The 9,576-nt window shown below is 61.8% G+C and carries 7 protein-coding genes; all 7 read right to left on the bottom strand.

Annotated features, from left to right (window positions below):
- On the bottom strand, positions 1–517 hold a 517-nt coding region (locus IT540_RS05390; protein WP_291174252.1), incomplete at its 3' end, for a polymer-forming cytoskeletal protein.
- A gap of 225 nt (positions 518–742) precedes the next feature.
- The gene (locus IT540_RS05385) at positions 743–3,112 is read right to left on the bottom strand and encodes a CHAT domain-containing protein (protein WP_291174250.1); all 2,370 of its coding nucleotides are present in this window, start codon (positions 3,110–3,112) and stop codon (positions 743–745) included.
- Between the two features lie 197 nt (positions 3,113–3,309).
- Positions 3,310–5,094 carry a L,D-transpeptidase family protein gene (locus tag IT540_RS05380; RefSeq protein ID WP_291174248.1) on the bottom strand — a complete coding sequence of 595 codons (1,785 nt, stop codon included), beginning with the start codon at positions 5,092–5,094 and terminating at the stop codon, positions 3,310–3,312.
- Positions 5,095–5,394: 300 nt separating this feature from the next.
- Positions 5,395–6,399: a methyltransferase gene (locus tag IT540_RS05375; protein ID WP_291174246.1), complete on the bottom strand. Its 1,005-nt coding sequence runs from the start codon at positions 6,397–6,399 to the stop codon at positions 5,395–5,397.
- Between the two features lie 320 nt (positions 6,400–6,719).
- Positions 6,720–7,301 (bottom strand): hypothetical protein, encoded by a 582-nt coding sequence (locus IT540_RS05370; RefSeq protein ID WP_291174244.1) that lies wholly within the window; start codon positions 7,299–7,301, stop codon positions 6,720–6,722.
- A 187-nt stretch (positions 7,302–7,488) separates the two neighbouring features.
- The gene (locus IT540_RS05365; RefSeq protein ID WP_291174241.1) at positions 7,489–7,911 is read right to left on the bottom strand and encodes a hypothetical protein; all 423 of its coding nucleotides are present in this window, start codon (positions 7,909–7,911) and stop codon (positions 7,489–7,491) included.
- Between the two features lie 16 nt (positions 7,912–7,927).
- Entirely contained in the window at positions 7,928–9,367 is a 1,440-nt protein-coding gene (locus IT540_RS05360; protein WP_291174239.1) for a GMC family oxidoreductase, read from the bottom strand.
- Positions 9,368–9,576 lie beyond the last annotated feature (209 nt).

The following is a 9,576-nucleotide window of genomic DNA, read 5'->3' as shown; positions in this document are numbered from 1 at the left end:
TCGCGGGCAGTTTCTCTTGAGCCTGAAGAGCAACGGTACGACGCGCGGCGTCCTTGACCTCGCCGTTCTTGCGAGGAGCCTCGTCTTTGCTCCGAAGGGAGCCTTTGATGCGAGCGCCTTCTTCGGCAGAAAATGCGAGATGGCAGATTTCGCTGTCAACGTTGGCGGTCTTTTCAAGCCGGACCCGATCGGCCTCGATGGTTCCTTTGGCGTTGCCCCGGACGATTACCTCATCCGCCTGGACTCCGCCTTCGACCAAAGCATCGATCTCAATGATCAGCAATTTGCATCGTATGTTGCCAAAGACCTTGCCTTTGACGTGGATATCGCCTTCGCTTTCCAAGTCGCCTTTCATGGTCAGGAACTCGTCCACGATCGAGTGAGCGGAAGCGCCGCCCGTCTTGACACTCGTGGAATGCGGACCGCGAACGTTAAAAGACGCACCGAAGCTTGACGTATCGACCTCAGCACCTCCTGCTGAAGTAGAAGCCCCGTCTGCCTTTCTGTTGGAGAACATGAGAGAGCCCTTCTGCGATTCGACCATAGCCGACTTAATACCATGGAAGACCTAGGAACAGGCTCAGCGGATCGATTTTGTTGTGAATTGTGTCGGCTACTCCTGACCATTGGCCGCAGCGGACAAGCGTGATGACAAGGACTTCCTGATTGTCACGTAGAGTCGGCCGGTAGCGCCCATGTATCGAATATGCTTCGGATGTGTGGGCCGCCTAAATTCGGATTCCTACTGCCCGTTGTAGACGAAAGCACCCCAATAGTAGGGATGATCGAAGGGCTTGATTCGATGCGCGGGCGTATGCGGCTGATTGTTGTCAACGGCCGCACGAATGGCGGCAAAGCGTGAAGCGGTCTTGGTCCGTGCCCCGCCGGCTTCGAGCGCTTTGACAAGGAGCGACGGATTTGTCTGGCCGAAATCCCCCTGTGCGGTTCTCTTCTCGACATAGGCGATGAAGTCGGCAGCGGTGCCGTCCCGTAGCCAAATCTGCGCGTTCCTCAATGCTGTCGCGGGAGGAGTGCCTTTGGTCAGCAGTTCGGCAAACCTGCTGACGAGCAGGGCTGTTGCGAGATCATCAACAAGCCATTGCGTGCTGAGGACGCCTCCGGCGCCCAACGCAAGGATTGCGTTTGGCAGGCCAAAGAAGGCGTTGGGGTCCTGATCACGCTCGTAGAGGCCGGATTCACATGCCGACAGGATGACCATGCGCGGGGGCGATGGTAGCGCCTTCATGTCGAAGAGGTGTTGAACGGACAGCACCTGTTGGTCGCTGAGAATGAGGCCAGATCGGCGGAAATCGGCGACATCGAAAAAGCCATGGCCGGCAAAGTGCCAGATGGTGTGCGTTTTAAATCCGTTGGACACGGCATCGAGGGTGGCGTTTGGCCCGGTCAGCACAAGGGGGTGCCGGTCAGCGAAGGCGGACTGGACGAGTGCGCCTTCCAGCTCGGTGAACTTCAGGTCGCTGGTTGGGTTGATGACGCTCATCACGCGGGCTTGGTCCGCTGCGAGCGCGGCATTGCCCAAGGCGAGGACATTGAGATTGGGAATGGTGGCAATGACGTAGCGGTCGATCAGGCGGGTGTTGGTTCGGGGGTCCATGGCGAGGCCCAAGGGGAGAGACGCGAGATCGCTCGCAGGCAGGATGAACATGCGGGTATCATTGCGCGTGGGCTTATCGGGCAAGACTTCGAGAATCGGCTTCCAGAACATATTCCAGAGCTGCTGCCCGATTGCAGTGATGGCGTTGGTCCAAGCCGTTGCTGCAGCGTGATCGGTCCTGGATGCGAATTGGTTCTTGTAGTCGGCGGCCCAGCCACCTCTTCCATCGGCGCCGTACACCAAGCGTCGGAGGTTTTCGGAGGCATCGGGAATATGGACGATAGCCGCAGATCCGGTGTCGTCCTTGTTTTTCACGATAACGATGACGAAGTCGGAACCGTCTCCAATGAGGGGGACGATGATGATATCGCCGTCGGAGAGGTGTTTGGCTGAGATGTTGATCGGAGGGTCGCCGACTAGGGCCAGTCCTCCGTCTCCAACAGCCACGGCGCGCCCCAGCGAGCCGTCGTCTACTCCGGAGAATTCATAGAGAGACTTGTTGTAGGTGCGGACAAATGGCTGGTTTCTGTTTGCTGACAGGATGCTGAAGATGCGGGACTGGCCTTCGTTGGCGTAGTTGGCGGCAGTTTCTGGATCCGAGCGTGATGCCGCAACAAGAGCGAGGAGGCGGGCAAGTTGGCCTTCTCTGGCCGCGAATTTGATGCTGTGATCCTTCAGCGAGTATGGTCTGCCGCCATTGTCCCACCGATAGCCTTGGAAGCGCGACCTTGCCTCGAGGAGCATTGCTTCGCTTTCCTCATGGCGCCCGGCCTTGGCAAGGGTGACGGCGTTCGCAAGAGCTTGATCGGCGAAGAGGAGTACTTCACCAATGTCCGCGGGCATGGCATGGACGAGCATGCCGCCGGTATCGCGGACCGGCTCCGTGACGATAATTTCCTTGGTACCCCGGATCAGCCTGAGGCGAACGGGCTGCCCTGCGCTCAGGGCATCCAGCATTGCCAAGAAGGCGAAACCGTCGGGAATCTGAATGCCGTTGATGGAGATGATGATGTCGCCCTCATTGAGCTTCGTGAGCTTTGGATTGTCTCCGTCGAAGGCCCTGACCACGACCCCTACTGGATGCGTGAAGCCGCGGCTTTCGAGGAGGGACGGATTGAGGGTTTGAAGAGTCCAGTCCAACGTGTACCTGACCGTGAAGGTCTCGACGTTGGGGTCGACTGTTGGAGGCTTGCTAACGGCTTCAGTGGTTTCACGGAGGAAGCGTTTGTTGACCCAGCCGCGTATGGGGCCGTAGTCGATCTCAAGCCAGAAAGCACCATCGATGTTTTTGTGATTGCCTGTAGCGGAGACGATGGCGTCTCGCTGCAGCGAGACCAGGATGGTTTTTCCCAACGGCTCGGTGCGGACGTTCAACGGATCGTCGAGCGTCACGTTGACGGCATACTTCGTTTGAACGCTCTGAGCTGTCGCTGCCGACGGAAGGAACGCGAAGAGCGACACGATGGCCCAAGCGACCAAGGCTTTTGCTGCAGACATGAAGGCGCGCCCATCGTTCTGAAGGCAGGCCGAAGAGTGTCAGGACAAAGCTCCTGCGGCAAGCGCGTTTGCGCGTGATTGCAGGGACAACGGGGGCGGCCGTGGATGGATCCGGTTCAGCCCCGGAACGGCGAGTGGACCAGGTCCCAGCAGGCGCGCCACGGGGCTGCGCCTGCTGTGCACCCACCTAGACCTGGTCAATTGCCGAAAGCGCGCCGAAAGATATCGTTGGCGCTCGCGCCGTGAGACCTGGAACCTGACGAGCTGCTTCCGAAGAGACCCATGGGCGCACCCCAGGCAGAGGCGGCCTCCGCCGTCGCAGTTTTCTTCGCAGCCTGACGCTTCGGCGCGGCGAGTCTAATCTCGGCTATGTTTACGGGGGCCAGATGGTCCTTGCCTTTGTCGATCTCCGACCAGCGGCCATCGAGAGCCAGTGAGATGCGCTTCTGGTGGCCGTAGATGTCGCGCATCGTGCGCAGTGTTCCGTCGTCTTCGACCCAGGCCGTGAAGTAGGTGATGTGCACGGGCAAGTGTGCGTTGAGGATGATTTCGTTGTCGAATGGCCCGTTCCTGGTCAAATCCTTGATATCGGCTTCGCTCCAGCTCTTGTCCTCCTCGAGGAGGAGCTGGGCAAGCTTGAGCGGATTTCTGACGCGAACGCAGCCGTGGCTGAAGGTGCGCACCGGAGCGTCGAACAAAGACCTGCTCGGGGTGTCATGCAGATAGACGGCGTGCTTGTTCGGGAAAAGAAACTTCACCCGCCCGAGCGCATTGGACTCGCCTGACGGTTGGTAGACGTCGTAGGCCCGGATATCCGCCTTGCTCCAATTGACGCGCCGCGATGAAATCGCCTTGCCGTTGCGCGACAGCACGAACCCGCGTCTTTCCAGCGAACGGCCGCTGAGTAGTGATGGCAGGATCTCCTTGAGCTTGATGGCTTCAGGAACATACCAGCGGGGATGCAGCACGACGGTCTGCATGCCCTCGGAGAAGATGGGCGTCTGCGTCTCTGTCTTGCCGACGATCACGCGCTCGCTGAAAGCAACCACACCGTCCTTGATGAGCTCCGCCGTGAAGGCGGGAATGTTGACCAGAATATGGGATGCGCCAAGATCTCTCGGCATCCAGCGCCATTGTTCCATGTTGGCGCGCAGAACTGCGAGATTCGAAATATCCGTGGCGTTGAGCGCGCGCCGCGTACGGCGGCCGACGATGCCGTCAGCGCGCAGCGCGGCGTGCTCACGCTGAAACCGCCTCACGGCCGCGTCCAGCTCGTCATCGAACGCCGCGGTCGTCGAGGCGACACCAAGCCGCCTCTTGAGGATGGCAATCTCGGGATGATCCATCCCCTTGTGCAGGTCGGGACCGTCCACGGGCATTATGGCGTCCCCGACGTGGCGAGCTTCGGCCAGGGCGCTGAGATAGGCCGCACGTAGGCGTCGGAACTGTTCGTGCTGGGGATGGTACGAGGTGAGCATCGCCGCGGGATTGGCGCTGCCGGCGAAGTCGCGCAGAACCGTGAGAGGATCGGGCAGGTCCGGTCGGCGGTCGAGATAGGAGCTCAGTTGCTGGGACGGTTCGGCGATGCGTCCGCCTCGCGCCGCTTCTACATAGTCCAGGATCGCGAACGACAAACGGACCTCGGCGTCGGCCAGGCTCTCGTTGCCCATGTCCTGGGGCGGCGTGACTTGATACCCCTCGGCCGGAAGCCCCCACGTGTCGGCCGCAGCCAACTCTTCGATCAGCGTTCTGGCTTCGGGTTTGAATCCTGCCTCGTGGACCCAGAGGGGCGCATAGCCGCGCTCCTCGTAGAATGCCTGCACCGCCGTCTGCTGCGGTGTCGGCGGCCAAGCGAGCGCACGGCTCGCGCTGAGCGAAACAGCCTCGGCGAGTGGGGCGAGCTCATCATCTGCGTGCGCAGTAGATGCAAAGCTGCCGATCAGAAAGACGACGCTGACAAGGCGTTTCAGCATCTTGATCATGGCGCGTATACTGCGAGCTCGGTGAAGGCTGACTATAGATGCACCATCTCGCCGCGGTTTCCTGGGTTAAGACCAACAATGCCTAGCATTGAGTTAATCGCTGGAGGCGAACGCGTTCCATTACGCAGTGCATCGGAATGATGCCCGGCCCATAGGCCAAAGAAAACGTCTAAGACCGCCTAAGGGAGCCGCTTGCGAATGGCAGCAGCTGGTCTGGGCATTGGCCGGCCTGCACCGGCCATGCCGCGGAAGTTGGCGGGGCCGAACTTTGTGACGGCAACCGCTATCGGAGGTGCACCGCTATGCGGCCACGGCCTCGGTCAAGCTGAGAAGCGCGGGGGTATGATAGACGCGGGACAGCTTCAAGCCGGCCTGCTTGAACAGCGCCGAGAACTCGGCCTCCGTCCGCTCGCAGCCCTCGAGTGATGCCATCATGAGCATGTCGAGAACCTTGCCGCCGTGCGGCTCGTTTCCGGGTGGGATGACGGTATCCGCCACGAGCACGCGGCCCTCGGGCGCCATCGCTTGTCTGATGTTGCGCAGAATCTGGATGCACGTCTCGTCCGTCCAGTCGTGGAGGATCCGCTTCAGCACATAGGCGTCCGCACCGACCGGCACGGACTGGAAGAAGTCGCCCTCCATGCATTGCCACTGCCCCGGCAACTCGTCGACGCGCGCGTCCTTGAGCACATGCGCGCGATCATAGTTGATCCCGCGCGCGCTGGGCGCCGTCTTCAGGATCTCGATGAGAAATCCCCCGTGCCCGCCGCCGACGTCGACGATCGTGCCGAACGGCGAGAAGTCGTAGCTTTGCGCGATGAGCCGGTTCTCCATGTCCGAGAGGCTCGACATGCCGGTATGAAAGATCGCTCCGGCTTGCTTGTTCTCCGACAGATAGTCGAAGAACGGCTTGCCGAAGATCCGCTCCATGCCGTTGCGGCCCGTGAGCACCACGTCCTCGAAGGCGCCCAGCGGCTTCCAGAAGATGTCCTGGGTGATCATCAGCACGGCGTCGCGCAGGGTGTTCGGCGTCGTGCGCTGAAGCAACACGGAAGCCGGGGTGGCGTGAAACCTGTGCTGATCGTCCTCGCTGAACACGCCGAGGCTCGACAAGCTCCGCATGAGGCGATGAACGGACGAGGCGTGGGCGTTGAGCTCGTCGCCGAGTTCCTCGGCGCTCATCGGCCGGCCCGCGATGAGGTCGGGAATGCCGAGTTTCACCGCTGCGGCGAGCGCCCCGGACAAGGCGAAGCCGAAGGCCAGATCGACAACGAGCTGGCCGGGATCTTTCACTGTGCCCGACATGCATGGCACCGAATTGGATTGAGCACGGTCGTCCTCCCCATATGTTGGCGGCCTCTCACGGTGTGCCCGAGGAGCCGTTTGAGCCATTGGCCGGGAAGGGGCCGCAAAATGTATGCCAAGGAAGGGCTACGCCGGCCTCCCGGAAAGACGGCCGCCAATCCACTGTGGGCACGCGTCGGCGCCGGCTGCGGAGCGCGACAAGGATCGCGCTGTCCCTGGGTCACTGCCGCGGCGATGTTACAGATGTCGCAAGCCCGCCGAGGCTGACCCGGCGAGGTAGCACATCAGCGTGCTGATGACCTAGTCGTTCGCGGGGCGTCCTACTGGCGCTCGGGGAAGTCCTTGCGCAGCTTCTCGTAGGCCTCCTGAACGGCCGGGTCGGAAGGGGCGAGTTCCTTCGCCTTCTTGAAGTCGGCCCATGCCGCATCGGGCATGCGCAGCTCGCTGTGCGCGTAGCCGCGGTGCAGATAGTAGGTTGCTTTGTTGGGATCCAGCGAGATAGCGGTGTTGAAATCCTGGAGCGCCTTGTCGGCGTTGCTCCTGGCCTGGTTGGGTTCCTTGCTCTCGAGGTAAACCACGCCGCGAAGATCATGGGTGAAAGGCGAGGGCCTTCGAATGATGGCGCTGATGGCGATGGACTTGTTCAGGCTTTCGAGCGCCTTCGCGAGCGAGGGATCGGCGGTGCCGCTGCCGTGCTTGTAGTTCGCGAAATAGGCGTGGCCGATCCTGTCATAGTAGTAGGCTTGCTGGGCTTTCTTCCTCGAGGTCTTGAGATAGCCGCAGTGTGTCTCGATGCCGGTGACGTCGGAGCCCTTGACGAGCGCCTGGTAGCATTGCTCCGGCATTGCCGACGCTGGCTGGCAGGCGAGGCACAGCCCTGCAAGAATGACGAGACTCCTCATGTGTCCTCCCGGTGCTGCCAGGCAGCGATCTTCGTCCATGATGGCTTTCCCCTATGGCGCTGATGGGGGCCGTTGCGGGCAGTTTAGGGAGATGAACGAGGAGGATGTCAATGGGCCTCTGCAGGAAGATCTGAGGCGGCACGGGCTCCGGCCAGCTTCGGCCGCTATGTTGCGGCGCTGGCGGGGATTAATCGAAAACGGCAAAGGGGTTCCGGCACCCGATCGGGGCCTCGCCGTCGTAGGTGACAGGCTCCATGCGAGGGTCGTCGAGAAAGAAGAAATTCGACCCCAGCAGGAAATCGGAAACGATCTTGCGCTCGAAGGCCTCGACCTTGTCTCGGAGCGCACCCGAAAGCGTCGATATGTCGATGCCGGCCGAAAGGCTGGCCGCATAGATGCGATAGTTCGGATTGTGCCCGATCTCGGCCAGCTTGTCGTCCGAGAACGCCGCGAGGCTGGGCGGGTCGATCCGGGAGCCCGGCAGGTGCCGCGCCACCAGGGTCTCGATCCACGTCCGGACGGTCCGGTCGTTGGTGACGATATACACGCCGCCTAGGGATGCGGTTCCCAGCAGCGCCGCTCCTCCGATCATGACCTTGCGCCGATCCACGATGTTCCTCCTCGGCTCAGGCGGAGCGCGTCAGCATGTCCGCAGCCCGGAGCGACAGCGCCGCCACGGTGAGGCTGGGATTCGCGGGCGGACAGGTCGGGAACACGGCACTGCCGACCACGATCAGGTTGCGGATCTTGTGATGCACTTGCGCACGATCGACGGTGGAGTACTCCGCATCATCGCCCATAGGCAGCGAGCACTGGATATGGGACTCCGTCGGCCGCTCGCCCCGAAGGACGATCCGCTCGACGGGCAACGGCTGCAGCACCTGCTCGATCTTGTCCAAGGCGGCTTGCAGGCCGCGCACCGCGTAGTCCGAGAAGGCGCCGTGATCCACGACAGGTTGTTGCTCTCCGTTCAGAGCGACAGAGTAGGAGTCGAGCGGCAGGTTCTCCACGGCGATGATGATCGGCAGCGTCTGCCGCCAGCGCCCATAGTCCTTGCGCAGGCCATGGCTCCAGCGGTTCTCGAAAAACAACAGCGCCGCTCCGTGCTCCCTGCGGAATTCCCCATCATAAAGGCTGAAGTTCAGGCCCGTGGTGATTGTGCTGCCGTCGAAGTTGTCCAGCCCGTCGAGCAGCACCTCGACTTCGAAACCCAATTGCTCCGTGACGCCGAGCCCCGCTTTGGGCGCGCCGAGATCCGACTGCAGGAGAATGGCCGGGCTGTGGATAGCGTTGGCGCCAAGCACGATCAGATCGCCATCGACGACCTCCTCTCGTCCGTCCTTCGCACATCGCACGCCCGTGGCCGTCGCGGCGCTGTGCTCGATCGCGACGGCCCTGACGCCGAAGCGCCACGTGATGCCCGGGTGCGAGAGGACGTGCTTGAAGCCGTTCAGCGCCGTGAATTTCGCATCGACGGGGCAGAGATTGCAGCGCGCGGTCGCGCAGCAGCGGGATCGGTCTTGCGTGGCCACGCGCGCCCGCGCCGTCGCGATCGGCACGTGCCGATCCGGCTGTGCGCGCATCATCATGCGGTCGATGGCGGTCACGCGGTGCGGCGGCTGCGGAAACGGCCCCGAGCGCGGCAGGATCCGTGCCATCTCCTCGGCGCCGGAGATGCTCATGATCGTTTCCGCTTCCAGGTAGTACGGCTCCAGATCGTCGTAGGTCACCGGCCAGTCGCGACCCACGCCGTATTTCGTGAGGAGCGCGAAGTCGCTCGGATGCAGGCGCGGACTCTGCCCGAACCAGCAGTTCGTCCCGCCGCCCAAGCCGATCGTGTAGTTCCAGGGCTTCTGATCGGGCACCTGCACGTGCGCATCGGCAGGGGCAATCGTCGAGTTCTTCTGGTTGTTGATCTGCCACTCGTGAGAATTGGCAGCGCCCCATTCCAGCACCACGATGCGTGCCTTGGGTCGCGCTCTTATGAACCTGTCGAGAAAAAACAGCGCTCCGAATCCGGAGCCGACGACAACGACGTCGTAACGTTCCCGATCCCCCGTTCGCATCGATCGCAACACCACATCCGAGCGTGAGAGCAGACGGGCAAGAGAGACTTCCGATGCCCCACTCCAAAACGTAGTGCCGATGGCGCAGTTCCATCGCGGCCGCGGGTGGGGTGCCCGTATGCCGAAGGATTCGTAAAGCGCCAACCTGAGCAAATGCGCGCGACGGACAAAACCTCGTCTTAATCATTGCGTTGCTGAAATCCTCGTGT

This window comes from Hyphomicrobium sp. (assembly GCF_020852195.1).
Lineage (GTDB): Bacteria > Pseudomonadota > Alphaproteobacteria > Rhizobiales > Hyphomicrobiaceae > Hyphomicrobium_C.
The sequence above is the reverse complement of the archived record's forward strand: the minus strand, read 5'-3'. Positions and strand labels throughout refer to the sequence as shown.

Coding starts and splice junctions, on each gene's coding strand:
- IT540_RS05385 (WP_291174250.1), bottom strand. CDS start 3,112: ATGTCTGCAGCAAAAGCCTTGGTCGCTTGGGCCATCGTGTCGCTCTTC.
- IT540_RS05380 (WP_291174248.1), bottom strand. CDS start 5,094: ATGATCAAGATGCTGAAACGCCTTGTCAGCGTCGTCTTTCTGATCGGC.
- IT540_RS05375 (WP_291174246.1), bottom strand. CDS start 6,399: ATGTCGGGCACAGTGAAAGATCCCGGCCAGCTCGTTGTCGATCTGGCC.
- IT540_RS05370 (WP_291174244.1), bottom strand. CDS start 7,301: ATGAGGAGTCTCGTCATTCTTGCAGGGCTGTGCCTCGCCTGCCAGCCA.
- IT540_RS05360 (WP_291174239.1), bottom strand. CDS start 9,367: ATGCGAACGGGGGATCGGGAACGTTACGACGTCGTTGTCGTCGGCTCC.